This window comes from Pseudarthrobacter sp. NBSH8 (assembly GCF_014217545.1).
GTDB lineage: Bacteria > Actinomycetota > Actinomycetes > Actinomycetales > Micrococcaceae > Arthrobacter.
Genome location: NZ_CP043178.1, coordinates 3,492,783 through 3,517,648, shown reverse-complemented (window position 1 = coordinate 3,517,648; position 24,866 = coordinate 3,492,783). Strand labels below are relative to the sequence as shown.

Annotated in this window: 28 protein-coding genes and 1 pseudogene; 17 read left to right on the top strand and 12 right to left on the bottom strand. The window is 64.9% G+C overall.

Annotated elements, in window-relative coordinates:
• Positions 1–25: 25 nt before the first annotated feature.
• Positions 26–397: a hypothetical protein gene (locus FYJ92_RS16335; protein WP_185261631.1), complete on the bottom strand. Its 372-nt coding sequence runs from the start codon at positions 395–397 to the stop codon at positions 26–28.
• Between FYJ92_RS16335 and FYJ92_RS16330 the strand changes: the two genes are divergently transcribed.
• The 5 genes from FYJ92_RS16330 (at position 396) to FYJ92_RS16310 (ending at position 4,070) form a co-directional block, all read left to right on the top strand.
• A complete protein-coding gene (locus tag FYJ92_RS16330; RefSeq protein ID WP_185261630.1) occupies positions 396–1,169 on the top strand; it encodes an oxygenase MpaB family protein in 774 nt (257 codons plus the stop codon). The two genes, FYJ92_RS16335 and FYJ92_RS16330, sit on opposite strands and share 2 nt — an antisense overlap.
• A 196-nt stretch (positions 1,170–1,365) precedes the next feature.
• Positions 1,366–2,412, top strand: coding sequence for a metallophosphoesterase (locus FYJ92_RS16325; protein WP_185261629.1), 1,047 nt, complete (start codon positions 1,366–1,368; stop codon positions 2,410–2,412).
• 58 nt (positions 2,413–2,470) lie between these two features.
• Entirely contained in the window at positions 2,471–2,650 is a 180-nt protein-coding gene (locus FYJ92_RS16320; protein WP_185261628.1) for a hypothetical protein, read from the top strand.
• Positions 2,651–2,713: 63 nt separating this feature from the next.
• The gene (locus tag FYJ92_RS16315) at positions 2,714–3,283 is read left to right on the top strand and encodes a GNAT family N-acetyltransferase (RefSeq protein WP_185261627.1); all 570 of its coding nucleotides are present in this window, start codon (positions 2,714–2,716) and stop codon (positions 3,281–3,283) included.
• A 103-nt stretch (positions 3,284–3,386) separates the two neighbouring features.
• Positions 3,387–4,070: a DNA alkylation repair protein gene (locus FYJ92_RS16310; RefSeq protein ID WP_185261626.1), complete on the top strand. Its 684-nt coding sequence runs from the start codon at positions 3,387–3,389 to the stop codon at positions 4,068–4,070.
• An 86-nt stretch (positions 4,071–4,156) separates the two neighbouring features.
• Here the strand turns inward: FYJ92_RS16310 and FYJ92_RS16305 are convergent, their stop codons facing one another.
• Positions 4,157–4,354: a hypothetical protein gene (locus FYJ92_RS16305; protein WP_185261625.1), complete on the bottom strand. Its 198-nt coding sequence runs from the start codon at positions 4,352–4,354 to the stop codon at positions 4,157–4,159.
• A 185-nt stretch (positions 4,355–4,539) separates the two neighbouring features.
• Entirely contained in the window at positions 4,540–5,082 is a 543-nt protein-coding gene (locus tag FYJ92_RS16300; protein ID WP_185261624.1) for a TspO/MBR family protein, read from the bottom strand.
• 95 nt (positions 5,083–5,177) lie between these two features.
• Here FYJ92_RS16300 and FYJ92_RS16295 point away from each other — a divergent pair, with 95 nt between their 5' ends.
• Positions 5,178–5,510, top strand: a complete 333-nt coding sequence (locus tag FYJ92_RS16295) for a metalloregulator ArsR/SmtB family transcription factor (RefSeq protein WP_185261623.1) — start codon at positions 5,178–5,180, stop codon at positions 5,508–5,510.
• Positions 5,511–5,522: 12 nt separating this feature from the next.
• The gene (locus tag FYJ92_RS16290; RefSeq protein WP_185261622.1) at positions 5,523–6,020 is read left to right on the top strand and encodes an SRPBCC domain-containing protein; all 498 of its coding nucleotides are present in this window, start codon (positions 5,523–5,525) and stop codon (positions 6,018–6,020) included.
• An 89-nt stretch (positions 6,021–6,109) separates the two neighbouring features.
• On the opposite strand, the gene FYJ92_RS16285 is transcribed toward FYJ92_RS16290, so the two are convergent.
• Both FYJ92_RS16285 and FYJ92_RS16280 read right to left on the bottom strand, forming a co-directional pair.
• The gene (locus FYJ92_RS16285; RefSeq protein WP_185261621.1) at positions 6,110–7,405 is read right to left on the bottom strand and encodes an MFS transporter; all 1,296 of its coding nucleotides are present in this window, start codon (positions 7,403–7,405) and stop codon (positions 6,110–6,112) included.
• Positions 7,406–7,432: 27 nt separating this feature from the next.
• Positions 7,433–8,653, bottom strand: coding sequence for a M20 family metallopeptidase (locus FYJ92_RS16280; RefSeq protein WP_185261620.1), 1,221 nt, complete (start codon positions 8,651–8,653; stop codon positions 7,433–7,435).
• Between the two features lie 145 nt (positions 8,654–8,798).
• Between FYJ92_RS16280 and FYJ92_RS16275 the strand changes: the two genes are divergently transcribed.
• Together FYJ92_RS16275 and FYJ92_RS16270 are read left to right on the top strand one after the other, a co-directional pair.
• Positions 8,799–9,836 (top strand): Lrp/AsnC family transcriptional regulator, encoded by a 1,038-nt coding sequence (locus FYJ92_RS16275; RefSeq protein WP_185261619.1) that lies wholly within the window; start codon positions 8,799–8,801, stop codon positions 9,834–9,836.
• A gap of 102 nt (positions 9,837–9,938) precedes the next feature.
• Positions 9,939–10,529, top strand: a complete 591-nt coding sequence (locus FYJ92_RS16270) for a DUF1992 domain-containing protein (protein ID WP_185261618.1) — start codon at positions 9,939–9,941, stop codon at positions 10,527–10,529.
• A gap of 40 nt (positions 10,530–10,569) precedes the next feature.
• Here the strand turns inward: FYJ92_RS16270 and FYJ92_RS16265 are convergent, their stop codons facing one another.
• Positions 10,570–12,918, bottom strand: coding sequence for a transglycosylase domain-containing protein (locus FYJ92_RS16265; protein ID WP_185261617.1), 2,349 nt, complete (start codon positions 12,916–12,918; stop codon positions 10,570–10,572).
• 212 nt (positions 12,919–13,130) lie between these two features.
• Between FYJ92_RS16265 and FYJ92_RS16260 the strand changes: the two genes are divergently transcribed.
• Entirely contained in the window at positions 13,131–13,727 is a 597-nt protein-coding gene (locus FYJ92_RS16260) for a PadR family transcriptional regulator (RefSeq protein WP_185261616.1), read from the top strand.
• Between the two features lie 67 nt (positions 13,728–13,794).
• On the opposite strand, the gene FYJ92_RS16255 is transcribed toward FYJ92_RS16260, so the two are convergent.
• Both FYJ92_RS16255 and FYJ92_RS16250 read right to left on the bottom strand, forming a co-directional pair.
• Positions 13,795–15,108, bottom strand: a complete 1,314-nt coding sequence (locus tag FYJ92_RS16255) for an ammonium transporter (RefSeq protein WP_185261615.1) — start codon at positions 15,106–15,108, stop codon at positions 13,795–13,797.
• Between the two features lie 370 nt (positions 15,109–15,478).
• Positions 15,479–16,273 carry a carbon-nitrogen hydrolase family protein gene (locus FYJ92_RS16250; RefSeq protein ID WP_185261614.1) on the bottom strand — a complete coding sequence of 265 codons (795 nt, stop codon included), beginning with the start codon at positions 16,271–16,273 and terminating at the stop codon, positions 15,479–15,481.
• A 32-nt stretch (positions 16,274–16,305) separates the two neighbouring features.
• On the opposite strand from FYJ92_RS16250, the gene FYJ92_RS16245 reads away from it, so the two are divergent.
• Entirely contained in the window at positions 16,306–16,962 is a 657-nt protein-coding gene (locus FYJ92_RS16245; protein WP_185261613.1) for a GntR family transcriptional regulator, read from the top strand.
• A 101-nt stretch (positions 16,963–17,063) separates the two neighbouring features.
• Here the strand turns inward: FYJ92_RS16245 and FYJ92_RS16240 are convergent, their stop codons facing one another.
• Positions 17,064–18,443, bottom strand: a complete 1,380-nt coding sequence (locus FYJ92_RS16240) for an MFS transporter (protein ID WP_185261612.1) — start codon at positions 18,441–18,443, stop codon at positions 17,064–17,066.
• Between the two features lie 150 nt (positions 18,444–18,593).
• On the opposite strand from FYJ92_RS16240, the gene FYJ92_RS16235 reads away from it, so the two are divergent.
• From FYJ92_RS16235 to FYJ92_RS16210, 6 genes and pseudogenes are all read left to right on the top strand, one after another.
• Complete coding sequence (locus tag FYJ92_RS16235; protein WP_185261611.1) at positions 18,594–19,280, top strand: DUF2848 domain-containing protein; 687 nt, start codon at positions 18,594–18,596, stop codon at positions 19,278–19,280.
• Between the two features lie 53 nt (positions 19,281–19,333).
• Entirely contained in the window at positions 19,334–19,732 is a 399-nt protein-coding gene (locus FYJ92_RS16230) for a DUF3592 domain-containing protein (protein ID WP_185261610.1), read from the top strand.
• A gap of 162 nt (positions 19,733–19,894) precedes the next feature.
• Positions 19,895–20,077 (top strand): annotated as a pseudogene (locus tag FYJ92_RS16225) (LLM class flavin-dependent oxidoreductase); the annotation flags it as partial.
• Positions 20,078–20,179: 102 nt separating this feature from the next.
• Positions 20,180–20,383, top strand: coding sequence for a hypothetical protein (locus FYJ92_RS16220; protein WP_185261609.1), 204 nt, complete (start codon positions 20,180–20,182; stop codon positions 20,381–20,383).
• A gap of 208 nt (positions 20,384–20,591) precedes the next feature.
• Positions 20,592–21,689 (top strand): ferredoxin reductase, encoded by a 1,098-nt coding sequence (locus FYJ92_RS16215; protein ID WP_185261608.1) that lies wholly within the window; start codon positions 20,592–20,594, stop codon positions 21,687–21,689.
• Positions 21,690–21,702: 13 nt separating this feature from the next.
• Entirely contained in the window at positions 21,703–22,890 is a 1,188-nt protein-coding gene (locus FYJ92_RS16210; RefSeq protein WP_185261607.1) for an acyl-CoA desaturase, read from the top strand.
• Between the two features lie 61 nt (positions 22,891–22,951).
• On the opposite strand, the gene FYJ92_RS16205 is transcribed toward FYJ92_RS16210, so the two are convergent.
• The 3 genes from FYJ92_RS16205 to FYJ92_RS16195 all read right to left on the bottom strand — a co-directional run bounded on the left by FYJ92_RS16205 (position 22,952) and on the right by FYJ92_RS16195 (position 24,786).
• Positions 22,952–23,797, bottom strand: a complete 846-nt coding sequence (locus tag FYJ92_RS16205) for an alpha/beta fold hydrolase (protein ID WP_185261606.1) — start codon at positions 23,795–23,797, stop codon at positions 22,952–22,954.
• A gap of 106 nt (positions 23,798–23,903) precedes the next feature.
• Entirely contained in the window at positions 23,904–24,101 is a 198-nt protein-coding gene (locus FYJ92_RS16200) for a hypothetical protein (protein ID WP_185261605.1), read from the bottom strand.
• Positions 24,102–24,405: 304 nt separating this feature from the next.
• Positions 24,406–24,786, bottom strand: a complete 381-nt coding sequence (locus FYJ92_RS16195) for a DUF4956 domain-containing protein (RefSeq protein WP_370526275.1) — start codon at positions 24,784–24,786, stop codon at positions 24,406–24,408.
• Positions 24,787–24,866: the final 80 nt, after the last annotated feature.

Below are 24,866 nucleotides of genomic sequence, written 5' to 3'. Positions count from 1 at the left end.
CAAACGGTCAGCCGCCCCGCCGTGGTTACCGCGCGGTTACAGCCGCGGCACGCATTCCCCAGTTTCCCAGCAACGCCAGCCCCGCACGGTCGCCATCGCCAAAGCCGAACTGCCCGCTGTTTTCCGCATACATGAGCTGCGTGGGATCATCCACGCGGTCCAGCCCCAGGACGGGCCCCAGCTCGTGCATGATGATCGCACGGATGTGGGCCGGCCCCTCCGGCCAGGCCAGTGTGTCCGCAAGGCCCGGTGCATCGAGGGTCATCTGGCCGGCGACGTACACATAGGGCTCGCCGGGAATATGGGCGTAGGCGCTGCCGCCGGTCCCGGCAACCTTCCCCGCCAGCTTGGGTGCTTCCTCCGGGCGCGGTGGCCTTCTCCGGTATCGTGGGTCCATGGTGCGGAACCTGGCCGATATCGGTGCTGAAGGCGTATTGCTCGCCGGGGCGGGCCGCGCCATCCTGCTGCAGATCGCCAACCCCGCGGTTGGCCATGGGGTCGCCGAGCACAGTGACTTTATTGCCCGGCCGCTGGACCGCTTCCGGGCCACTGTCACTTACGTCTACGCCGTGGTTTACGGCACCGAGGACCAGGTCGCGGCCGTGCGGCGCAAAGTCAATCGCGCCCACTCTGCGGTCCGCCGCAAGCCCGAGGCCGGCTCCCACGGGTACAGCGCGTTCGATGCCCAGGCGCAATTATGGGTGGTGGCCACCTTGTACGACACTGCCATCACCGTCTACGAGAAAATCTACGGCCCGCTGGACGACGACGCAGCCGACCTCATGTACAGCGACTACGCAAGAATCGGCACAGTCCTGCAATTGCCGGCGGACCTGTGGCCCGCCGACCGCGCGGCCTTCAGGACATACTGGGAAGCGTCCCTTCGGAGTCTGGAACTGGACGCCGTGACCGCCGGCGTCGGACGCGACCTCCTGTACCCACTGGCCGGTCCGCTCTGGCTTCGGATGAGCATGCCGCTGATCCGGTTCATCACCGCCGGCCTGCTGCCGGACCACTTGCGCGCCGGTTTCGGGCTGCCGTGGAGCGACCGCCACAGCCGCCTGTTCCACCGCACCACCCGGTGGTCAGCCCTGGTGTATCCGCGGCTGCCGCGGCCGGTCCGGCACTGCGTCAAAAACTACTGCCTCGGCCGGCTCCGTACCTCGTAGGAAACCACCGCGCCGGGAAAACGGGCGACGGCGGGAGGTTCCCGCCGTCGTCCGTTTGCCTTCGGGGTTGCTCGCTGTTCATTGCCCCGAAACCGAGGGGTCCCTGGCTGTTATTCCGCAGCGGGGATGCTTTTGACGCACCCGCTCACGCCCCTCGCGGGCGGGATCACCGCAGAGCCCGAGTAAGGACTTCCCCATGCGCCTGAACAAAGTCAAGACCGCAGCCGTTGTGGCCCTCATCGCAGCCAGTGCCGGCACCCTGATCCAGCCCGCCGTGGCCGCCGACAATGCGGCCGACAACCAGCAGGGGTTCAGCTTCGGCGTCATTGGCGACATCCCCTACGGCGCCGCCGAAATCGCGAAGTTCCCTGCGCGGATCCAGGACATCAATGCCGACAGCGCGCTGAAGTTTGTCACCCACGTGGGGGACATCAAAAACGGCTCGTCCGTCTGTTCGGATGAATACTTCCAGCACATCCGCGCCGAGTTCGATACGTTCGAGCATCCGTTGATCTTCACGCCCGGCGACAACGAATGGGTTGACTGCCACCGCGCCAACAACGGTGCGTACAACCCGTTGGAGAGGCTGGACAAGCTGCGCGAGGTCTTCTTCAACGAACCCGGCAAGACCCTCGGTGCCACCATGCCCGTCAAGACGCAGGAGAAGTTGGGCCTGCCCGAAGACGTCCGCTTCACACAGAACCGTGTGGCCTTTTCCGTGGTCAACGTCCAGGGCAGCAACAACTCGCTCCAGCCGTGGACCGGCCTTGGCGAAACGGCCGCCACGTCCGAGCAGCTGGCTGAAGTGGCGCACCGGACCCAGGCCGTCCTGGCGCAGCTGCGGGAGACCTTCAGTGACGCCAGCCGCCGCAGCGACCGGGCCGTGGTGCTGATGACCCAGGCTGACATGTTCGATCCGGCCCTGCTCGACACCGCCCAGGCGAACCCGGACACGGTCTCCGGCTTCCGTGAAATCGTCCGGACCATCATCGAGGAATCGAACCGCTTCGACGGCCCGGTCTACCTGATCAACGGCGACAGCCACGTCTACGCCGAAAATCAGCCGCTGGCCGAGGGTTCACCGTGGCTGGCGGTCTACGGCCAGGATTCCGCTGATGACCTGCAGCGAATCACCGTCGACGGCTCCCACAACGCCACCAACTACGTCAGGTTCACGGTGGCCGGAAACGGCGCCAAGGGTGCTGACATTCTCTCCTGGGAAAAGGTCGCCTTCGGCGGCTAGCACCAAAAAAGGCTGGCACCAAAGGCATCTTTCGGCGTTGCCGTAACGAATTCCTGTCATGAACTACTACAGCCAAGCAGCGCAGGAACGGGTTCGGGACGCCGCATACGACGCAGTGGAGAAAGTCCTCAACAGCATGTTCGAACCGTTGAACCGGCAGGCCCTCACGGCGCGCTGGAACCAGGCCTGCGAGGCCATGGCGAAGCACCTGGAAGCGCGGGACACCGGCGAAGAGTAAACGCCCTACTCTCGGTCGCAAATAGGATTAACGGATGATCGAGATCGAAAGTTTGAGCTGTCTATGAAGGTCACCACCACAACGCTCCAGATGCTCCAGCCGCCCGCCTGGACGGCACGCCCTATACCGGATGTGGCACGGCTGGACCGGGCTGATGGGGTCACTCCGGAGTTCGCCCGCTTCCTCTATGGCCTGGTCGGCGGACCGTGGCACTGGACGGACCGGCTCGAGTGGACGCGGCAGCAGTGGGCCGAGGAACTCGCGGTGCCCGGGACGGAATTCCGGGTCCTCTATGGTGAGGGCGTGCCGTGGGGGTATGTCCACCTGCAACCCGTCGTCGCCGAAGATGGCACGCACGTGGAGGTCAGGTACTTCGGCCTTTCCGAGCAGGCGATCGGCCGGGGCCTCGGCGGCCTGCTGCTGGAGCACGGCATCACGGCGGCCTGGTCGCTGACACAACGCGTCGACCTGCCACAGGTGTCCCGCATCTGGGTCCACACCTGCACCCTCGATGGTCCCGCGGCCTTGGCGAATTACCAGGCGCGCGGCTTTGTGCCGTGCGGGACCGAGGAAGAGGACACAGAAGTGGCGGCCGAGCCGCTCGGTTCCTGGGTGGCCACCGGCGGTCGATGAGCGGTCCCGGCTAGCTGGCAGCCACCAAGCCTCCCGCCGTCGTCCGCTTCCGCCCTGTCAGCCGTAGGCTGGAACCGACAAGACGGTGACCGAAAGGGTGACAATGTCGGAGACGATAGCGGCGGGGCTGCTGGGCGACGTGATGGCCGAACTGGCCGTGCTTGAGGACCCGAAGGTGCGCGAGGCGAACGAGAAGCGCGGCGATGACCATGGCGTGAACCTGTCCAAGCTGCGCGCTGTCGCCAAGCGGCTGAAGACGCAGCATGAACTCGCGCGCGCACTCTGGGCCACGAACGACACTCCGGCGCGGCTTGTGGCGCTGCTGATCTGCCGGCCGAAGGCCTTCGAACGCGACGAGCTGGAGACCATGCTGCGCGAGGCGCGTGCCCCCAAGGTGCACGACTGGCTGGTGAACTACGTGGTGAAGAAAAGCCCGCACGCGGAGGGCCTGCGCGTGGCTTGGAAGGCGGATCCGGATCCGGTCGTGGCAAGCGCCGGTTGGGCCCTGACCAGCGAACGCGTGGCGAAGAAGCCTGCGGGGCTCGACCTCCCGGGGCTGCTGGACACCATCGAGGCGGAGATGAAGGACGCCCCGGACCGGCTGCAGTGGGCGATGAACCACACGCTGGCCTTCATTGGCATCGAGCACGCGGAGCTCCGGTCCCGCGCGCTCGATATCGGCGAACGGCTCGAGGTACTCAAGGACTATCCGACGCCGCCGAACTGCACCTCGCCGTTCGCGCCGAGCTGGATCAACGAGATGGTGAGCCGCCAGGCCCGGGCGTAAGGCTGTTCGCCCGGACGCAAAACGGAAGCGGACGACGCCGGGAACCTCCCGCCGTCGTCCGCTTCAGTTTTTTGGCTGTGAACCGATCAGACGGTGGCGAGCTGGCGTTCCTGGCCACGGACGCTGACCGTGAAAGTGTTGGGGCCGCTGCACTGGACCGCGATGCGGCATTTGGTGGTGTTCGCCTTGACCGAAAGATCGTGCACAACGCTCTCAAGGGTGTGCTCAATGGCAAACCGGTCCCAGATTTTCAGCGTGATGGAGTCAGTGTTCTCAAACGTCATTGTCAGTACTTTCGCTCATGCAGTTAACGGCTCCGCGTCGTCCTTGAGGGTGCCGCATCCTCGTCGGTGAGGATTGCTGATCTTGGTAATGCGGGAACGAGGTCCCAATCTCATGCTTCATGGTCGCCGCCCGCATTTGCAACAGAAACGGCCAAAGTGTGAGCGATTACACGCCCGCACCGGCCTTAGTTACTGACGGCCGCGTAAAGGTTCAGGGACGCCGAAAACACCAGCCACGATACGTTCGGCAGCATCAGGACGCCGGCAGTCTGGCTGATGGGTCCGAAGCGCAGAACTGTCAGGACCGCCGTGAGCATGAGGGCGGCGAGGACGGCCAGTGCCAGCCAGAGCGCCGCGGTCCCCAGTGTGGGATACAGGCCGAAGAACGTCAGGGGCCAGAGCAGGTTCAGGGCCAGCTGGAGCCCGTACAGCGTGAGTGCGCGGCGGCGGGGGAGGCGCCGCTGCCGCCACACCAGCCAGGCCGCCACGGCCATGGCCGCGTACAGGACCAGCCAGACGGACGTGAACATCAGCCCGGGAGGCGTCCAGGGGGCTTTGTCGGCCAGGGCATACCAGCCGCCTGTAGCCGCGCGGACCGGGACGGATCCCAGGAACGACACGGACCAGGAGAGCGCGAGGAAGCCGATCAGGGCAGCGATCTGCCGCCGTCGGGACGGCACGTCCGGGGCTGCCGGACCTTGCGCTTCGGTGGGGATAGTGGCAGGCACTGACCCACTGTGGGCAATGGCGGGCACCCGCGTCAAACCGGGATGCGGCCGGGGTGTCTTGACACCCTGCCGCCGCGGGCATATCGTACAACCAAATGGTTGTAGATCAGCTCAGAGATTCGGACGTTGACCGCCTGTTCCAGGCGCTCGCGGACGCCACCCGGCGGGACATTGTCCGGCGGGTGACGGCGGGGGAGTATTCCGTCTCCGGCCTCGCCGCCCTCTACGCCATGAGTTTCGCCGCCGTCCAAAAGCATGTGGCGGTGCTGGAGCGGGCTTCCCTGGTAACGAAGGAGAAGCGCGGAAGGGAGCAGATTGTGCGGGGTGACCACGAAGGACTGCAGAAGGCCCGCCGGCTGCTTGACGAGTATGAGGCGATCTGGCGGCAGCGCGCCCAGCGGATCGCAGACATTCTGGCTGAAGGATAGGAAGGTTTTGCAATGCCTGTTATCAGTTCCACCAAGAACCTCGAAGCACTCAGCTTCACCCTCGTGGCCGAGTTCGACGCCGGCGTCGACCGTGTCTGGCAGATCTGGGAAGACCCCCGCCAGTTGGAGCGCTGGTGGGGTCCGCCCACCTGGCCGGCCACATTCGAGGAGTTCGATTTCCAGCCCGGCGGCAAGGCCGGCTACTACATGACCGGCCCCGACGGGGAGAAAGCCGGCGGCTGGTGGCGCTTCACCGCCATCGAGGCGCCGCGCAAGCTGGAGTTCGACGACGGCTTCGCCGATGAAGCCGGCGCCCCGAACGAGGCCATGGGAATCACCCATGCCGCCGTTGACCTCGAGGACCTGGGCGGCCGCACCCGGATGACCGTTCGGTCCACCTTCGAGTCGGAAGAGCAGATGGAACAGATGGTCCAGATGGGCATGGATGAGGGTATGCGGGAGGCGGCAGGGCAGATCGACGCCCTGCTCGCCCAACACGCCCGCGCCTGACCGGACTGGCGCACTTCACGCAAAAGGGGAGAGTACGACGGCGGGACGTCCCGCCGTCGTACTCTCCCCTTTGTTGTGGGTACCGACGCCTAGGCGTGCGTCAGGTCCTTGCCCTTCGTTTCAGGGATGCTGAACACAAACGCGATGCTGATGGCCAGCAGGACCACGGCGTAGACGTTGAATAGGTTGCCTTGTCCGATGCTGCCGAGCCAAGCCTGCAGGTACGGTGCGGTACCCCCGAAGGCCGCGACGCAGATCGAGTAGGGGACGCCCACGCCCACCGTGCGGATGCTGGTGGGAAACAGTTCGGCGTAGACGGCCGGGACGATTGCGGCACTGCCCGCGATGAAGAACAGCATGACGGACATGGTGACCGTGAGCTGCCACGGGGAGTCTTTCAGCAGCCATGTCATCGGGAAATGGAACAGCGCGGCGCCGGCGGCGCTCATGATCATGACGGGCTTGCGGCCGATGCGATCCGACAGCCTGCCCCAGAAAGGCAGGGCGACGATGAACAATACATTGGCTATAACGCTGGCCCAGAGGGTCTCTCCGCGGTCCATCTTCAGAACTGACGCTGCATAGCTGGGCGTCACGATACCCCAGATGTAGTAGGACACGGTCAGGCCAACGGTCAGGCCGATGACCTGCAGGGCCTGCTTGCGGTGCCGGTAGATCTGCGGCCACATCGGCTCGTGCTTTTCCTTGGGTGATTCCGCCTCGAACGCTGCCGTTTCCTTCAGGCGCGCCCTCATGATCAAGGCGTACAGGCCCATGATGCCGCCAACGATGAAAGGAATCCGCCAGCCCCAGGCGTTCATGTCAGTCATGCTCAGGACATTGGTCAGGGTGGCGCCGAGCATGGTTCCGGCCAGGATGCCCACCGTGCCGGAGACGTAAATGAGCGTTGCCCAGAAGCCGCGCTTTTCCTTGGGCGCCATCTCCGAGAGGTACGTCTGCGACGACGGCAGCTCGCCGCCGTGGGCAAGGCCCTGGATGAGCCGGGCCACCAGCAGCAGGACCGAGGCAAAGGCCCCCACGGCTTCGAAGGTCGGTGCGATACCGATCAGCAGGCTGCCCAGGGCGGCGAGGCCCACTGCGAACGTCATGGACGTCTTGCGGCCGATCCGGTCACCGATCCAGCCGAAAACGAAGCCGCCGAACGGACGGGCGACGAAGCCGACGGCGAAGATCGCCAGGGTGGCGAGGAAGGCCGACGTCGGATCCGCCTTGCTGAACAGTGCGCTCGCGATGAACGGCGAGAAGGTGGCGTAGATGGCCCAGTCGTACCATTCGACGGCGTTGCCGATGCCTGTGCCGATGAGCGTGCGAAGGTGGGACTTGTGAACCTGGACGTCTGCTGGGACGCCTGCAGTTGTGGTCATTTCATGCTCCAAAGGGTGAGGGAAGGGTCAGTTGGCGACGGCAAGTGCCGCGATGCGGGCGACGGCCAGCTCGGCGTAGAGCGCGGTTCCGTCGGACAGCACGCCGTCGTCGAAGGCGGCGTAGGGGGAGTGATTGAACGCGGTTTCGTTGTGGTCGGCGCCAGGGGCGACGGCGCTGAGCCCGATAAACGTCCCGGGCACCTCCGCCAGCACCCTCGAAAAATCCTCGGATCCGCTGAGTGGAGTGGCCCAGCGGGTGAGGCGCGAGTGTCCAAAGAGGTCTTCAATGGTCTTTTCCGCGGTGCGTGTTTCGTCGTCGTCGTTGACGGTGAGCGGGTACTCGTGGCGGTAGTCAACGTCCACTTCGAGGCCGTGGGCTGCGGCGATGCCTTTCAACAGGGTGGGAACGGCGGACATCATCCGCTCCCGGGAGGCATCCGAGAAGGTTCGGATGGTGGCTTCGATGCGCGCCGATTCCGGAATGATGTTTCGTTTCGTGCCTGCGTGGAGGACACCCACCGTCAGGACCACGGGATCGAACATGTTGAACTGGCGGGTGATCATGACCTGCAGGGCGGTCACCATTTCGGCGGCCGCCGTGACGGGGTCCTTGGCTGTGTGAGGGGCCGAACCATGGCCGCCGGCGCCCAGAACCGTGACGGTGAGGGCGTCCGAGGCGCTCAGCATCACGCCGGGTTTGGTGCAGAACCGGCCATGCGGTTCCAAAGCGGAAAACACGTGCATCCCATAGGCGGCGTCAACCCGGCGCCCGGCCGCGTCCAGCACGCCTTCGCGGATCATGTGGCCCGCCCCGTCAAAGCCTTCCTCGCCCGGCTGGAACATCAGCACGACGTCGCCGGCCAGCTGATCCCGGCGCTCGGCCAGGAGCGTGGCTGCGCCGGCGAGCATGGCGGTGTGGAGGTCGTGGCCGCACGCGTGCATGGCGCCGTCGATCTTGGACGCGAACTGGACGCCGGTCCGTTCCTGGACGGGGAGGCCGTCCATGTCGGCACGCAGGAGGACCGTCGGTTTTGTTGCCGATGCGTGCGTTGCGGTGCCGCGCAGAACCGCGGTGACCGACGTCGTGCTCTCGCCCAGGGTGATCTCGAACGGCAGGCCGTCCAGGGCTTTCAGGACCTTTTCCTGGGTCCGGGGGACGTGCAGTCCGATCTCCGGTTCCTGATGCAGCTCGTGGCGGAACCGGGCGATCTCGTCCTGGAGTTCCCTGGCGTCGGTGGTGATCGACATATGCTCTCCTAATTTCTGAACGTTTGGTCAGTAACCCGCTTCCATTGTGAAGTGATGAGGTTCACAAGTGCCGAAATAGCTGGAAAAAAGCAAAAGTATGATTGAAATGGCAGGATTCATTCACTGAAGCGTGGAGGTTGGCGAAATGGTGCTAAGCGAGGAAGACCTGGCGCTGATCAACGCGCTGCAGATTGCACCGCGGATCAGCTGGTCGGATGCTGCCACGGTGCTGGGAGTGCACGCCACAACGCTGGCCGCACGCTGGGACAGGCTGAAGTTGGCCGGGGCGGCCTGGACGACGGCCCACCTGATTGGCGATCCCAAACAGATGTGCCTGGCGTTGGTGGACGTGGACTGCGAAATGCGGCAGCGGGACGAGGTGACCGCGGCGCTTGCGGCAATCCCCGAAGTGGTCACGGTGGAGGAAGCTGGAAGCAACCGGGATCTTATGCTGACGGTCATAGCGCCGACCTTGGCCCGGTTCACGGAGGAGGTGCTTCCTCGGTTCAAGGAGATCCCCGGACTGCTGAAGTACCGGACCTCGCTGTGCACCCGACTGCATTCCAGTGGCTATGCGTGGCGGCTCAACATTTTGGACAAGACGAAGCAAAATGCGCTTAAGGCCTTGGCCGGTCCGGCGGCCACCGCTTCGGCGGCCCCGATGACCGGAGCTCCGCTGCCGCCCAGCCACCTGGATCTGATCCCGTTCCTTGCCCGGGACGGGCGCGCGGGCGCCGCGGAGCTCGCCCGGAGCCTGGGCAGGAGCCCGGCGACAGTTCAGCGGCAGCTCAACAGGGTGCTGGCAAGCGGGCTGCTTTCCTTCCGTTGTGAAATTGCCCAGAAGCTCTCCGGCTATCCAGTGAGCTGCCAGTGGTTCGTCAAAGTGCCGGCGGGCCAGCACGAGGCCGCTGCTGCCGAACTCCGCAGCCTCCGCACTGTCCGGCTCAGCGCGTCCACCACAGGGAGCACAAATTTTGTCATCCTCATGTGGCTGCATTCGCTGGCCGATGTGATGAACGCTGAATTGGCCCTCCAGCAACGCATCCCGCAGATCGAGCTCGTGGAGAGCGTCGTGATCCTGAACACCGCCAAGCGGGTGGGCTGGATGCTGAACCCGGATTCGACCGCGAGCGGCGCCGTTGTGGTCTCGGGCACGGAGCTGCCGGCCCTGGGGCTCCAATAAGCTTGGTGCCCGCCGCGAGTGGCCCTCGTTGAAACCTGCACCGGCCTTCTGAATACTGGAAGTCTGAGAGGAACGGGACGAGCGAGGAGGCGGTGACTGATCATGGGCGGCGAGAGTGCCTTCAGGCGCCGGATGGAACGGGCTGCCGAGCTCCGGTCCTACCGCGGAGCCGGGATCAGCGCCGAGGAAGAGGCCGAACTCGAGGCCGCCGAGGCCAAGGACCGGGATATTCGCAAAAAGGTGGACGATGCCCGCCGGGCGGAGTACCTGATCCGGGACGCCATGGCGCAGGGCAAATTCGACAACCTCAAATACGCCGGCAAGCCGATCCCCGGGCTGGGGGAGGCCTACGATCCCGACTGGTGGGTCAAGGGCCTCATCCAGCGCGAGAACATCAGCGGGCTGGGGCCTAAAGCCATCATGCTCCGCACTGAAGACGCCGAACTGGATGGGCGGTTGGATGCCCAGTTCACCGAAAAACAGGTCCGGGACATCCTCGCCCACTTCAACGCCCGGGTGGTCGACGCCCGGCGCCAGCTCCAGGGCGGTCCGCCCGTCATCACCAAAACACGCGACGTCGAAACGGAGGTGGCGCGCTGGCGCGAACGCCGTTCCGCCCCCGCACAAGACGCACCGCCCGAACCGGAACCGAAGCGTCCGTGGTGGCAGCGGCTCCGGCGCGGTACCACTTAGGAGAACGCACGACGGCGGCGCCACCCGCCGTCGTCGGTTCTCAGGGTCTGCCTCCCGGGAGACCGTTCGCAGGCGGAAGGCCCGGAATCTCGCGCAGCGGCGGTAGGGCAGCCGCGGGCGGGACCGGCGCGGGTTCAGGTGCAGGAGGTGGCTCTGGCACGGGAACCGGCGCGGGGGCCGGTGCTGGGGCTGGTGCGGGAGCAGGCCTCGGCGCGGCCGGAGCGGGAGTCGGTTTCGGCGGGGCCACCATGGAAGCCGGTGGCGCGGGGAACGGGTTTGCCGGGTAGAGCGGGGCGGCCTGGAGCATGTAGTTGACCCACTGCGGCCCGGCGATCATGTAGCCGTCAAGGCGGGGGTAGAACTGGCCGTTGATGGTGACGTTCTGGCCGGGGCGGTTTTGGCCTTCCAGTGCATCGCCGAAGAAGGAGGCTGTAGCCAGGCCCGAGGTGTAGCCCACCACCCAGGTGGAGCCGTTGTTGTTCGAGGTGCCGGTCTTGGCGGCAACGGGCATCAGTGTGTGGATCTTGGGGTTGATCCACACGCCGGAGCCAACCTTCAGCACGTCCTGGAGCACGGCATTGACGCCTCGGGCAACCTCCGGTTTGACGGCGTCACGGCACTCGCTGGTCTGGCCCGGGAGCTTCCCACCCGACACTTCCGTGACCTCAAGCACGGCAATGGGGGAGCAGTACCGGCCGTCATTGGCGAAGGTGGCGAAACCATTGGCCAAGTGGACCGGGGCGACGCCGATGGCGCCGAGCAGATTGCCCAGCTGATGCATGTTGATCTGGGCGCCATCGAGTCCGCTGTGCAGCCCCACGGCGTCCACCATCTTTTGGATGCCGCAGAAATCGAGCTGGGTGGCCGAGGCGAAGGTAGCCGTGTTGATCGAGTTGTACAACCCGTAGTTCACGGGCATGGAGCGGTAGTAGCCCTCGTCCGAATTCTGCAGGTCATCGGCGGCGCCCAGCTCAGGGTTGTTCTGCGCTGTGCTGTAGGCGCCCAGCACCTTTCCGCAGCTGGAGCGCCACGGGAAGCCCAGCGGATACACCCGCCGGGAGGCGTCCACCATCCCTGTCAGCGGCTTACCCTCGTTCAGCCACTCTGCGAACGTGAAGGGCTTCATGGTGGAGCCTGGCTGGAAACCGCCCGCCCCGTTGAGGTCATTGCCTTGCGGATCGCGGGAGTCCACGTTGAAGTTCAGTTGCGTGTCGAACCTGCCCTCGGCAGGCAGGAACACCGTGTTCTGCGCCATTGCCAGGATTTTCCCGGTGCCCGGCTGGACCGTCACCAGGGACGCGCCCCAGCGGTCAGGATTCGCCCCGGCGGTGGCGTCCACCTGCGCCTGGGCCGCCGCCTGAAGCCGGCTGTCCAGCGTGGTGACGATGGTGAGCCCGCCGCGGTACAGCTTCCGCTCGCGCTCGATCAAGGTGGTGCCGTAGGCCGGGTTGTTCAGGATCAGATGCGAAATGTAGTCGCAGAAGTACGGCGCCATCAGGGCGTGAGCGCAGCCCTGCTTCCCCGGACTGAGCTTCAGCTCGATGGGCGTCGCCGTGGCGGCGTCGTGGTCCGCCAGGGTGATTTTGTTCTTGGCCAGCATTTCGGAAAGTACCTGGTTCCGGCGGCTCGCGGCCTGCTCCGGATTGACCGCGGGGTTGTAGTAGCTGGGGCTGTTGACCAACCCGGCCAGCAGGGCGGCCTGCGGCAGCGTGAGATCGGCCGCCGTGGTGCTGAAGAAGTACCGTGCCGCCGCCTCGATTCCGTAGGCCTCGCGGTTGAAGAACACGATGTTCAGGTAGCCCTCGAGGATCTGGTCCTTGCTGAATTTCTTCTCCAGTGCGATGGCCAGCTTCATCTCGCGGAGCTTGTCCCCGACGCTCTTCTGGCCGCTGAGGATCACCTCGTCGGTCTTGTCCTGGGACACAAAGGACTCATTGATCACGTTGGTGACGTACTGCTGGGTGATCGTGGAGGCGCCCTGCTTGCCCTTCTGCGTCAGGTTGAAGATCGCGGCACGGAGGATCCCTTGCGCGTCTATGCCCGGGTGCTCATAAAATCTGCTGTCCTCGATGGCCACGATGGCGTCCCGGACATAGGGGGATATCCGGTCCAGGGGGATCTTGATCCGGTTCTCGGTATAAAACGTGGCGATTGGCTGGCCGTCTGAGGTGAGGACTTTGGTGGATTGCGACGGCGGCGCAACGATCAGTTCCGTGGGGAGATTTTCAAAGTAGCTGATGGAGGTGCTGACGCCGAAGCCCACCGTCGCAACCGCAGGGACCACCAGGCTTGCGGCCAGGACGCCGCACATGGCGCTCGCCGCGAAGAATCCGATGACCCCTCCCAGGGTGGCGGCCAACCGGTGCCTGCGTTTCTTTTGCTGCGCCATTGTTCAGCCCTCAAGCTCGCGACGTGTGAACAGGATACGCCGCCGGGACCTGTTGCATCCAGATATGGGATCAACTGATGCCAAGCCGGTATTTTACGCCCTGTACTTTCGTTCCGGGCCTCGTTTCGCGATACATACCGATATATCGTTAAGTGTCGGTGAGTGATTGACCGATAACCATTCAACAAGAAATAGGAAGGGACGATGCCGCCATGAAAGGCATTCACGACGACAAGTTTTTGGAACCGCCGTTCGGGCGGGGACGGTTTGAGCGCGGCAGGGGCAGGCGCGGACCACACGGGCACCGCGGGGGAGGATTCGGCCCGGGCTTTGGGCCGCGGGGCGGGTTTGGTCACGGTTTCGGGCCGGGTCCCCGGCGGGCAAGCAGGGGTGATGTCCGGTGGGCCATCCTGTCGCTCCTGGCCGAGGCCCCCTCCAACGGATATGGCCTGATCAAGACCATCGCGGAGAAAACGTCAGGGGCATGGCGGCCCAGCCCGGGGTCGATCTACCCGACGCTGCAGCAGCTGGTGGACGAGGACCTGATTGAGCCCCTCAGCGAGGGCCGGCGGACCGACTTCACCCTCACCGATGCGGGCAAGGCCTATGTGGCCGAGCATGCGGAAGAGCTGGAGAATGCGTGGAACAGCGATGCGGAAGGATCCGGGCCGGCCTTCCACCAGAGTGTGGGCAAGCTGATGGGGGTCATTCATCAGTTCCGCACGGCCGCCACGGAAGAACAGCGCAATGCCGCGGTGGAAAAGCTCGACGAAACCCGCCGCGCGCTCTACCAGATCCTGGCCGACTGAGCCCGCCCAGGTCATACTGAGCGGGCCCGGCCGGAGGCGTCAGAAGGCGTTTAGTAGCCCCTAGTCCTTAGGCGAAGGTGTCTTCCTTTGCGGGCGCGGGAGCGGGAGCCGCAGCAGGTTCCGAGGTCCGGCGGACCAGCGGGTTGAAGTGGCTGCCAAGCCCACCGAAGGCGTAGGCGCTCTCGGCATGCTCGGAAAGATCCACGCCTACCATCTCGGCTTCGTGGCTCACCCGGAACCCGATGGTCTTGTTGATGGCCCGGCCGATCACCAGGGTCACACCACCGGAGAGGGCAACGGTGACCAGTACCGCTACGGCCTGAGCCGTCAGCTGCTGGAGTCCGCCGCCGTAGAAGAGGCCGCCGCCCTGGCCGTCCACGGGGAGGGCGATGAAGCCCAGGGCGAGTGTGCCGATGAGCCCGGCGCCGAGGTGTACTCCCACCACGTCCAGGGAGTCGTCAAGGCCGAACCGGTACTTCAGGTCAACAAACACGCAGCTGGCTGCACCGGCCACCAGGCCCAAACCGATGGCGGCCACTGGGCTGATGTTGGCGCAGGACGGTGTGATGGCCACCAGGCCGGCCACAACACCGGAGGCTGCGCCCAGGGACGTGGGGTGGCCGTGGCGGATCTTCTCCGTCAGCAGCCAGCTGAGCATGGCCGCGGCCGGGGTAACCAGCGTGTTGATCCAGATCAGGCCGGCCTGCTCCGCGGTGGTGGCGGCGCCGCCATTGAACCCGAACCAGCCGAACCACAGGATGGCCGCGCCGAGCATGATGAAGGGGACATTGTGCGGGCGGTGGCTGGGATCCTTGGCGAAGCCGTGGCGCTGGCCAACCACCAGGGCAAGGACCAGGGCCGCCGTGCCCGAGCTGATCTCCACCACTGCACCGCCGGCGAAGTCGATGACCTGGCCGAAGACCTCGGTGATGGCTCCGCCGGCGCTCATGAGCCCGCCGCCCCAGATCATGTAGGCCAGGGGGCAATAGACCAGCGTGACCCACAGTGGCACAAACACTGCCCACGCGCTGAACTTGGCACGGTCCGCGATGGCGCCGCTGATGAGGGCCACGGTGATGATGGCGAAGGTGGCGCTGAAACCGGCTTTGATGAGGTCAGGGGAGCCCATGAGGTTCTGCAGCCCGAAGTTGGCGAAAGGGTCGCCAAAAATGCCGAGGATTCCGTCGCCGGTGGTCATGGAATAACCCCACAGGACCCACACAACTCCCACGATGCCGGCAGAGATGAAGCTCATCATGATCATGTTCAGTGCTGCCTTGGCACGCGTCATGCCGCCATAGAAAAGACCGAGTCCGGGTGTCATAAGCAGCACCATTGCCGCCGCGATCATCATCCAGACGTGTTGCGCAGTGATCTCCACCGGTGGGTCCCTTTCATTGATCCTGAATACGGGGACTTCTCATAGGTGTCCCGCGTATCCCTCCGATCAATATTTGCCGCCGCGTGTTTCCGTTTGCACTTCGCTAAGTTGCGGACAGGTTACGGACCGGCGTCTTTCGTGAAGATCGCATGACCGTGATGTTTCCGGCGTGTAAACAGAACCTGTTGAATGACGCTCCGGCAGGAAGCCTTGCGCCCTTGGTGCCAGCGACGGCGGGCGGCGGTGCGCGCACGTGGTGAGAAGTCGCCGTCGGGCGCTGAAAAGGGCAACGTTTCCTGAAAATGAACGGCGACTCACCGCTCTTGCGGCCGGCCCTCGCGGGGAGAATTCGCCGGGCCGGCCCGCGGGGTCAGAAGGTCCGGGCGTTAGCCAGGACAGGCAGTTTGCCGCGGACCTCTGCTACGACGGACTGGTCAATGTCGACGACGGCGAGTTCCGGTTTGCCGCCGAGGGCCACCAGGGCAGAACCCAGGGGAGAGATGACGGCGCTGTGGCCCACGCCGGTGGGAGCCTTGCCGGCGGAGGCGATGCCGACGCTCGCCGGATCTCCCTGACCGCTGGCCACTACGAAGGTGGTGCTGTCCAGGGCACGGGCGCGGACCAGGAGGTCCCACTGTTCAGCTTTGCCCTCGCCGGCCCCCCACGAGGCGCAGACAATGTTGACCTGGGCGCCGGCTTTGGCGTTGGCCGTGAACAGTGCCGGGAATCGCACGTCGTAGCAGGTGGCCAAACCGAAAGTGGTGCCGCCCACCTCGAAGGTCACGGGGGCTGTTCCGGCGTCGACGGTATCGGACTCGGCGAAACCAAACGCATCAAAGAGGTGGATCTTGTCGTAGGAGGTCTCGGCGCCCGGGCCGGTGACCAGCAAGGTATTCCGCACCCGGCCGCCCCCGCCCGGGGTGAACATGCCCGCCACCACAGTGATGTCCAGCTCGTGGGCAATGCCGCGGACGGCGGCGGCCCATGGCCCGTCCAGTGGCTCGGCAATGTCCGTCAGGCTGTTGCCGAAGGCGCGCATGGCGGCTTCCGGGAACACCACGAGCTCGGCTCCGGCGGCTTTGGCCCGCGTGGCGTAGTCTCGGATTAGCTCCAGGTTGGCGGCCAGATCGGCGCCGGAGATGATTTGGGCCACTGCTAAACGCATGAAATTACTCCAGTCTGTTGTATACATAATGTATGCGAAAAAGTTCGGCGACGTCGGCGTCCGGCCGCGAGAAGGCGTACGCGTACCTGCGGGAAAACATCCTGATTGACCCGGAGGTCCAGGGGAAGTTCCTGAACGAGCAGGAGCTGGCCGCGGAGATCGGCGTCTCGCGAACTCCGGTCCGGGAGGCGCTCCTGCTGCTCGTCTCCGACGGCCTGGTGGAACTGATTCCGCAGCGCGGTGCCTATGTTCCGCCGGTAACGGGCCGCGAAATGTCGGAACTTATGGAGCTCCGGGGTGTGCTGGAAAGCCATGCCGCCCGCCTGGTGATCGAACAGCGCCGCGTTCCTGCGGAAACCATGCAGGACACCCTCGACCAGCAGGCCCAGCTTCCACATGAGCTGAATGCGGACGCTGCGCAGGAGTTCATCCGACTGGACACCCTCTTCCATCAGCTGCTGATCGACGCCGCGGGCAATGAGCTCATCTCCCGAACGTACAGCAAGCTGCATGTCCGGCAGATCCTGGTGGGCGTCGCTGCCCTGTTCCGCACCGGTGACCGGCGCGGACAGGTGTGCGCCGAACACCAGGACATCCTCGATGCCCTGGTGTCCGGCGATGCCGCCAAGGCGCAGGAGGCCATTGACCATCACCTGGCCGTCACCCGGGATATCCTGCTCCGCGCCTGATGGAGAGTTTTTGTCCACATAACGCGAGGTAAAAGGCGTTTTGTGTGCATTATGTGGACAAAAACTCCGGCCGGCATAGCTGGCTTCGTCAGTTGAGCTTGCTAGTTGGCGTACTGCTGGCGCGCTGCCGCGGATCCTTCCAGCAGCAAGCGGAAGTCTTCGTCCTCCACAACGTTGGAGTCGCGGCCGAGGGCCAGGCCCACGGCTGTGACGGCCGCGGCCACGGTCACGTAGATCGCCACCGGAATCCAGGTGCCGAACTGGGCCAGGAGCAGAGTGAACATCAGGGGAGCGATGGCGCCGCCGATCACACCGGCGAAGGTGTAGGCCAGTGAGCTGCCGGTGGAGCGGAGCCGGGGTGAGAACTGTTCCACGATGAAGGCAGCCTGCGGGCCGTACATAAATGAGTGCGCCATAAGGCCGAGCACAATGCCGATGATGAGCATCGGCTCGTTGTCGGCGCCCAGGACGCCGAAGAAGACGAAGGTCCACACAGCGCCCACCACCGCTGCGGTGCCGTAGACCAGGCGGCGGTTAAACCGGTCGGACACAGCGCCGGCCAGCGGGATCATAAACAGCTGGAATGCGGAGCCGATCAGGACTGCCGTCAGCACCTGGCTGCGTTCATAGCCGAGGGCCTGGATGCCGTAGGTGAGGGTGAAAACGGTGAACAGGGCGTAGAGCACGTCCGGGCCCACCCGGCACAGCGTGGCGGCGATGAGGGGCCGGAGTTCCTTGCTGAAGACCTCGCGGACAGGGGCGCTGGGCTGTTCTCCGTGGGCTTCGATGGCCTTGAAGATGGGGGTGTCTTCCAGCTTCAGGCGGATCCAGAGGCCGAAACCGACCAGCAGGGCCGAGACCAGGAACGCGATGCGCCAGCCGAAACCGATGAACTGCTCCTCGGTGAGAGTGAGGGTCAGGACAGCCAGGGCGCCGTTGGCCATGAGGTTGCCGGCGGGCGGGCCCACCTGGGCTGCAGAGGCCCAGAAACCGCGCCGGTGGGGATCGCCGTATTCACTGGAGAGCAGCACGGCGCCGCCCCATTCGCCGCCGACGCCCACGCCCTGGGCGAAGCGCAGCAGCACCAGGATGATCGGGGCCGCGATGCCGATAGTTGCGTAGCCTGGCAGCACGCCGATCAGGACGGTGGCCACGCCGATGATCATCAGGGTGGTCACCAGGACCTTCTTGCGGCCGATCCGGTCACCGAGCCGGCCGAAGATGATGCCGCCGATAGGCCGGGACACGTAGCCCACCGCATATGTGGAGAAGGCCAGGATGGTGCCGGTCAGGGGATCGGATGACGGGAAGAAGACCAGGGGAAATACGACGGCGGCCGCGGCCGAGTAGACGGCGAAGTCGTACCACTCAAGGGCGGTGCCGGTGAGGCTGGCGGCGAAGGCCTTATACAGGCCCTTGGGGTGAATCGGCTTGTCCGGACGCGGCGCTGCGCCGGAAGCCGGAACTGGGACGTTAGCCATGGGTGTTGACCTCCAGGAGATGTTTACGGGTGACGCCTGTCACGCTGGCGTTAAATGTATACATTACGCATACTGGATGTACATTGGCCACCATCTCCGGTTTCCAGTGTGTAAATTTCTCCAGCAGGACACGCAAAGGATGGACAGAACATGACGACTCTGAGCTTCGAACTTCCCGACGGCAGCACCCGCACAGTCCAGGTCAAGCACCTCCTGAACGCCGGTTACGCAGGGCGGGAAAAGGAGGAAGTGCAGGCCCACATTGCCGAACTGGCCGAACTCGGCGTTCCGGGCCCCACCACCACGCCGGCGCTGTATCCGGTCTCGCCGTACCTGGCGCAGCAGGTTTCCGAAGTCCGCGTGCAGCATGCCCGGACCTCCGGGGAAGCCGAATGGGCGCTTGCCATCACGGACGACGGCGTGCTGCTGACCGTCGCGTGCGACCACACGGACCGCGAGCTCGAGGTCCATGGGGTGGCCTGGAGCAAGAATGCCAGCCCGGACGTCCTGGGCCGCAAGGCGTGGCGGCTGGACGACGTACGCGGTCACCTGGACCAGATCACGCTGAAGGGCTGGGTGGGGGAGGGCGAAACCCCGGACACCCTGATCCAGGACAGTTCGCTGGAAGCCCTGCTGACCCCGGACTACTGGCTGGACGTGCTGACCGAGCGCGGCCTGAATGAGCCGGGGACGGTCCTTATTTCCGGCACGGTAGCCATGACCAGCGGCGTGAACCAGTTCGCCCGCAGCTGGAAAGTGGAGATGACAGACCCTGTGACCGGATCCACCGTGGATGCCCAGTACATGGTGGAGCAGATGGCCGAGCCCATCGGCTGATTCCGCCGGGCAGGCTCACGCTGGGGGTCGGAACTCCCGGTAGCATCATTGCTATGCCCACTGCGCTTGAAATGGCAGGTCCCATTCTGGAAATGATGACCTGGCTGTGCCTTCCGCCGGGGCTTGCCCTGCTGTTCTACTCGGGCATCCTCCGGCGGTTTGTGCACCCTTGGAACATTGCGGAAGCAGTGGTCTATGCGGACGCTACCGGAACGGGCTTCCGCTGGTTTGACCGCAAGTACCAGGTTCACCACGCCCCGATGTCGCCCCACGACATCAAAGAACTGGCCGTGGGCGACACCCTGCCGATCTACTACCACCCCAAGCGCCCCACGCAGTGGCAGACCGCAGCGCCCGAAGCGGCGGGGCGGACCGCCGTCTTGCTTGGCCGGGTGCTCACCGGGATCGGTGCCGTGGCGCTTATCGCGGGCTTCCTGCTGCCGATGGTCTGACGTTCGGGGGCTGAACGCCGGCAGTCAAGGCCAGCCGGGAATGCTGCCAGCCGTGGGGAGGTTGGGCCATACATGCAACGCATCGGATTCCTTTCGTTCGGCCACTGGGGCCATGGCTGGGCACGGCCACCGGCCGCGTGTCTCCGTCAGCCGGAGCATCCTGCCTATGCCGGCGCCCCGGATGTGCTGGCCGAACAGCTGGCCGCCGACGCCGCGGTGCAGGCCGCGGACACGCTGCTGGTGACGGTGCCCAACCAGTTGGGTGTTGACTGCAATGCCAAAATGCTGGGAAACATCGCCCGGTACATTGCGCCCGCCGTCGGCTGGAGCCCGGCACGTTCCTGATCCGGCGCCGATTCCGCTGGGTGATCCGCCCGGAAGGGAATATCCTAAGAAGGTGCGGGCCATTGAGGCCCAGTTATCCCTGACGGCCCAGAGAGGCTCACCATGTCCGAAAAACTACACCTGACACCGGAAGACGAGTTCCCGGATGATCTTTCCAGCATCCCGGACCGGGAACTGCAGGTTCTGGACAGCCAGGTGCAGCGTCAATTGGACTATGAGTACGTGGCCGAGGGCGAACCGAATCCGGAGACGGAGTTCAGGCACCATGACCTCGACGAGGAATTCGAGGACCGGGAGAGCCGCTGACAACCGTCCCCGCCGTCGGTCTGGCCATTCGCGTGACCTGCAGTGGAAATTAGTCAGTATCCTTATTAATATTGCTCAAGGAACCATCCATAAGCCACAGCCGTTAGGCTTGTAGCGGGCTTAGGGGGCTAAGCGCCCCATTTTACTGCGTGACTGCGGAACGGTCAGGAGAGAGAAATATGGCTCGCGCCGCTTTAGGTTTTACTGCATGATCCGGCTACGTCAGCTGGCACAGGCGGCTTCCGTACTGACCACGCCATTGGCACCGGAAGATATTCTGGCGCTCTTCAACCCTGTCTTCTCCGCGCGCCAACTCCGCGGAGTGGTGACCCGCGTGGTCCAGGAAACGGCGCAGTCGGCCACCATTTTCTTTCGTCCCGGCCGCGGCTGGCATTCGCACCTGGCCGGCCAGTGGGCGCGCATCGGCGTTGAGCTCGACGGCGTCCGCCACTGGCGCTCCTATTCGCTGAGCGCCCCCGCCGGCAAGGACCCCGCCATCACTGTCACCGACGTCGGCGCAGTCTCCGGAACCCTGGTCCGGACCACCAAACCTGGTGATGTCCTTTTCCTGGCACCCCCGCAGGGCGACTTCGTCCTTCCCGAGCACCCCCGGCCGCTGCTGATGATCACCGCCGGCAGCGGCATCACTCCGGTGATGTCTATGATCCGCACCCTTGTTCCGCGCCGCCCGGATGCCGACGTCGTGCTGGTGCACTCGGCCCGCACGCCCGGCGACAGCCTCTTCCGCGAGGAACTCGCCGAACTGGCTGACCAGTTCCCCAACTTCCGGCTGGCCCACTGGTACACCGGCGAACAGGGCCGGATGGACCTGACCAACACGGCCGAGCTCGATGAGATCTGCCCGGACTGGAAGGAACGGGCCGCGTACGCGTGCGGGCCGGACAGTTTCCTGGACGACGCCGAGGCCCTGTGGAAGCAGGCGTCCCTCACAGCCGGCGCCCCCGGTTCCGATGTTGCCCTCGCCGGCGATCCCGGCAACCTGATGATTGAACGGTTCAACACCACCTTCGCCGGGGGTGTGGGGCACGACGGCGGCCTGGTCACCTTTGAGGCGTCGGACCGGGAGATTGACGCCGACGGCGATACTCCGCTGCTCGACGTCGGCGAGGACGCCGGGGTGCTAATGCCCAGCGGCTGCCGGATGGGAATCTGCCACAGTTGCCTGACCCCGCTCCTGGCCGGACAGGTCCGTGACCTTCGCACCAACGAGGTCCACGGTGAACCCGGCCAACTGATCCAAACGTGTGTCTCGGCAGCCGCCGGACCCGTCAACCTCGAACTCTGAGGAGCAATACCGCATGTCAGTAGTTTCAGAAAGCAAGAAAGTTTCCGAAGGCAAGACCGCCCCCACCGGAGCGGCAAAGACGCGCCCCGGCGCGCTGGCCGAGTCCGGCAGCCCGCTGGTCCGTCCTCCTGCCGCAGCGCACCTTACGGACGAACAGGTAGCTGAGCTGGGCCGTGAACTCGACGCGATCCGCGACGAAATCCTGGCCAAGCGCGGTGCCACCGACGCCGCCTACATCCGGCGCATGATCAAGATCCAGCGCGGGCTGGAGATCTCCGGCCGCGCGGCACTGCTGGTCAGCAAGAACAAGGCAGCCTGGGTCACCGGCACCACGCTGCTCAGTTTCGCCAAGATCCTGGAAAACATGGAACTCGGCCACAACATCCTCCACGGGCAGTGGGACTGGATGCGGGACCCGGACATCCACTCCACCACGTGGGAGTGGGACTTCGTCACCCCCTCACGCGCCTGGCAGCACACACACAATGACCTCCACCACCGCTGGACCAACGTGGTGGGCAAGGACAACGACGTCGGGTACAACCTCCTGCGCATGGACGAGGACCAGCCGTGGCAGCCCCACAACCTGGGCAACCCGCTGTACAACGCCATCCTTTCCCCGCTGTTCGAATGGGGCATCGCCATCTACGACCTCGAGCTTGCTGAGTACCAGGCAGGCAAGAAGTCCAAGGAAGCGCTCGTCAAGGACCTTAAGGCCCTGGGCCGCAAGGTGGTCACCCAGTTCACCAAGGACTACGCCGCCACTCCTGCCGTCGCCATGCTCACCGGCTCCGGCAAGCAGGCGCTCTACGGCACCCTGACCGCCAACGCCGTCCGCAACGTGTGGGCGCACGCCGTGATCTTCTGCGGTCACTTCCCGGAAGGCACTGACACCTTTACAGAGGAAATGGTGGAAGGCGAAACCCGCGGTGACTGGTACGTCCGGCAGATGATCGGTTCCGCCAACATCTCCGGTTCCAAGTTCATGCACCTGATGACAGGCAACCTGTCGCACCAGATCGAGCACCACCTGTTCCCGGACCTGCCGTCCAACCGGTACGCAGAGGTCGCGCCGCGGGTACGCGAGATCTGCCAGCGCTACGGCCTGAAGTACACCACGGGTCCGCTGCTGAAGCAGGTGGGATCGTCCTGGGCGAAGGTCTTCAAGCTGGCACTGCCGGGCAAGGCTGCCAGGGCTTGAGCTGACTAAGCTTTAAAGAGTGGAGGGATCAGGCGCATCGCCTGGCCCCTCCACTCTTTTGTTATCCGGCCTGCTTTTTCAGGAAGGCGAGCAGGGCTTCGTTGACTTCCGCGGCGTGCGTCCACAGCAGGCCGTGCGGGGCGCCGTCGATCTCCACGTAGTGGGCGCTGGGCAGGGCCTTGGCAAACCGGCGGCCGGTGGCATCGATGGGCAGGATGTTGTCCGCCGTCCCGTGGACAATCAGCGCGGGGACATCAATCCTGGGGATGTCCCCGCGGAAGTCGGTCAGCCATGGGGGCTGCGCGGCCACTGATGCGGTGGCGCCTGCACCGGCGGCGATTCTCCAGCTGGCGTCCAGGACTTCCTGGCTGAGCCGCGGGGTGCCCAGGAACGTGTCGGTGTTGTAGAAGTTTTTGAAGAATTCCGTGAAGAACGCATACCGGTCCGATGTGACCGCTTCGGTGAGACCGTCGAAGACTTCCTGGGGAACGCCGTCCGGGTTGTCGTCTGTTTTAAGGAGGAACGGCTCCAGCGATCCAAGGAAGGCTGCGCGGGCCACCCGGGCCGAACCGTACGTGCTCAGGTAGCGGGCAACTTCACCGGTGCCCATGGAGAATCCCACCAGCACGGCGTTGTTGAGTTCCAGACGGTTCAGGAGCGTATTGAGGTCGGCGGCGAACGTGTCATAGTCGTAGCCGCTGGTGGCTTTGGTTGACTTGCCGAAGCCGCGGCGGTCGTACGTGATCACGCGGTATCCTGCCGCCAAAAGGGCGGTGGTCTGCTTTTCCCAGGAGGATCCGTCCAGCGGGTAGCCATGGATCAGGACAACGGGCTGGCCGCTCCCGTGGTCTTCGTAGTAGAGCTCGGTATCGGTGCTGTTCTCGGTTCCAACGGTGACGAATGCCATCTCGGCGGTCCTTTCGAAGCTTCGGGATCAGTTTCGGGCGCAAGCAAAAGCAGGCGCCCGGCATTCCCTACACTAGGGACCGCCGGCCGCGGCACCAAGGATGTGGCTACTGGGAGGGTTGGGGCAGTTCGCACGCGATCTGCGGGTTGACGCCCATATAGTTCAACGGCCCGGCGACGATGGTCACGGCCACCGTTCCCGCTTGGGCGCAGGACCCCGGAGCCCCGCCGAAGTAGCCGCGCTGCCAGGCAGCGATTCCTCCGATGATCAGCCAGATGACAATCAGTGCTCCGAGAAACTTCATGGTGTCCTCCCAAGGCCGTGGCTGTTTGTGTGTTCAAGTATGCGCCGATATCCGGAAAGCTCACAGGACCCAAGACGCCCGTTACCTTTTCGTTGGTAACGGGCCTTTTGGTAGGGGTCAGGGGCGGGCGCCGAAGCCGCCGCCGCCCGGGCCCTGGGCCGCGGTGTACTCACCCGCCGTCACGGTGCCCACGATAGGTCCTCGGGGACAACGTACTTGCGGTCCACCCTGGTCTGGAGCGCGGCTTCCGTGTTCAGTTCTGCGTAGGGCGTCGCTATGGGGGCGGCTACTGGCGCGGAGGGAACTACGGCATGATGCAGGGAAGGTGCCGGCTCAGCGTGCGGCGTGCCGCCGTCGTGATGGCTGAGATGGTGGCCTGAGCTGCCGGCCGGTGGATGCGGGGGGTGTAGGCGTAGCGGACGTCGACGATGGTTTTGTCGTTGACCAGGTCAAGTTCCTGGACTGTCGCGGAGTGGACCTGGCCATGCAGGGCTTCCTCGAGCCGTGCGTACAGTTCGCCGTCCTCTGCCAGGGCCCGGTTCAGGATAACGGTCTGGTGCCGGTGGGCGGGCAGGACGCGGGGGTGGTCGCCAACGAACATCACCAGCAGGATCAGGCCCAGCTCCAGAGCCGAGAAGTAGCAGGCCACCTCGTTCTGGGCCAGCTCGGTGGAACGGAGCCGGATGATGGACAGGACGCCGAAGAGGCCACGTCCCGGGCCGCTTCCCGCAGCGGAACCTAGGCCGGTATATGAGTGCCGGCTGG

What these genes read in the sequence shown, in the direction of transcription:
- FYJ92_RS16330 (WP_185261630.1), top strand. Translation starts at nt 396, where the DNA reads ATGGTGCGGAACCTGGCCGATATCGGTGCTGAAGGCGTATTGCTCGCC.
- FYJ92_RS16335 (WP_185261631.1), bottom strand. Translation starts at nt 397, where the DNA reads ATGGACCCACGATACCGGAGAAGGCCACCGCGCCCGGAGGAAGCACCC.
- FYJ92_RS16325 (WP_185261629.1), top strand. Translation starts at nt 1,366, where the DNA reads ATGCGCCTGAACAAAGTCAAGACCGCAGCCGTTGTGGCCCTCATCGCA.
- FYJ92_RS16320 (WP_185261628.1), top strand. Translation starts at nt 2,471, where the DNA reads ATGAACTACTACAGCCAAGCAGCGCAGGAACGGGTTCGGGACGCCGCA.
- FYJ92_RS16315 (WP_185261627.1), top strand. Translation starts at nt 2,714, where the DNA reads ATGAAGGTCACCACCACAACGCTCCAGATGCTCCAGCCGCCCGCCTGG.
- FYJ92_RS16310 (WP_185261626.1), top strand. Translation starts at nt 3,387, where the DNA reads ATGTCGGAGACGATAGCGGCGGGGCTGCTGGGCGACGTGATGGCCGAA.
- FYJ92_RS16305 (WP_185261625.1), bottom strand. Translation starts at nt 4,354, where the DNA reads ATGACGTTTGAGAACACTGACTCCATCACGCTGAAAATCTGGGACCGG.
- FYJ92_RS16295 (WP_185261623.1), top strand. Translation starts at nt 5,178, where the DNA reads ATGGTTGTAGATCAGCTCAGAGATTCGGACGTTGACCGCCTGTTCCAG.
- FYJ92_RS16290 (WP_185261622.1), top strand. Translation starts at nt 5,523, where the DNA reads ATGCCTGTTATCAGTTCCACCAAGAACCTCGAAGCACTCAGCTTCACC.
- FYJ92_RS16285 (WP_185261621.1), bottom strand. Translation starts at nt 7,405, where the DNA reads ATGACCACAACTGCAGGCGTCCCAGCAGACGTCCAGGTTCACAAGTCC.
- FYJ92_RS16280 (WP_185261620.1), bottom strand. Translation starts at nt 8,653, where the DNA reads ATGTCGATCACCACCGACGCCAGGGAACTCCAGGACGAGATCGCCCGG.
- FYJ92_RS16275 (WP_185261619.1), top strand. Translation starts at nt 8,799, where the DNA reads ATGGTGCTAAGCGAGGAAGACCTGGCGCTGATCAACGCGCTGCAGATT.
- FYJ92_RS16270 (WP_185261618.1), top strand. Translation starts at nt 9,939, where the DNA reads ATGGGCGGCGAGAGTGCCTTCAGGCGCCGGATGGAACGGGCTGCCGAG.
- FYJ92_RS16265 (WP_185261617.1), bottom strand. Translation starts at nt 12,918, where the DNA reads ATGGCGCAGCAAAAGAAACGCAGGCACCGGTTGGCCGCCACCCTGGGA.
- FYJ92_RS16260 (WP_185261616.1), top strand. Translation starts at nt 13,131, where the DNA reads ATGAAAGGCATTCACGACGACAAGTTTTTGGAACCGCCGTTCGGGCGG.
- FYJ92_RS16250 (WP_185261614.1), bottom strand. Translation starts at nt 16,273, where the DNA reads ATGCGTTTAGCAGTGGCCCAAATCATCTCCGGCGCCGATCTGGCCGCC.
- FYJ92_RS16245 (WP_185261613.1), top strand. Translation starts at nt 16,306, where the DNA reads ATGCGAAAAAGTTCGGCGACGTCGGCGTCCGGCCGCGAGAAGGCGTAC.
- FYJ92_RS16240 (WP_185261612.1), bottom strand. Translation starts at nt 18,443, where the DNA reads ATGGCTAACGTCCCAGTTCCGGCTTCCGGCGCAGCGCCGCGTCCGGAC.
- FYJ92_RS16235 (WP_185261611.1), top strand. Translation starts at nt 18,594, where the DNA reads ATGACGACTCTGAGCTTCGAACTTCCCGACGGCAGCACCCGCACAGTC.
- FYJ92_RS16230 (WP_185261610.1), top strand. Translation starts at nt 19,334, where the DNA reads ATGCCCACTGCGCTTGAAATGGCAGGTCCCATTCTGGAAATGATGACC.
- FYJ92_RS16220 (WP_185261609.1), top strand. Translation starts at nt 20,180, where the DNA reads ATGTCCGAAAAACTACACCTGACACCGGAAGACGAGTTCCCGGATGAT.
- FYJ92_RS16215 (WP_185261608.1), top strand. Translation starts at nt 20,592, where the DNA reads ATGATCCGGCTACGTCAGCTGGCACAGGCGGCTTCCGTACTGACCACG.
- FYJ92_RS16210 (WP_185261607.1), top strand. Translation starts at nt 21,703, where the DNA reads ATGTCAGTAGTTTCAGAAAGCAAGAAAGTTTCCGAAGGCAAGACCGCC.
- FYJ92_RS16205 (WP_185261606.1), bottom strand. Translation starts at nt 23,797, where the DNA reads ATGGCATTCGTCACCGTTGGAACCGAGAACAGCACCGATACCGAGCTC.
- FYJ92_RS16200 (WP_185261605.1), bottom strand. Translation starts at nt 24,101, where the DNA reads ATGAAGTTTCTCGGAGCACTGATTGTCATCTGGCTGATCATCGGAGGA.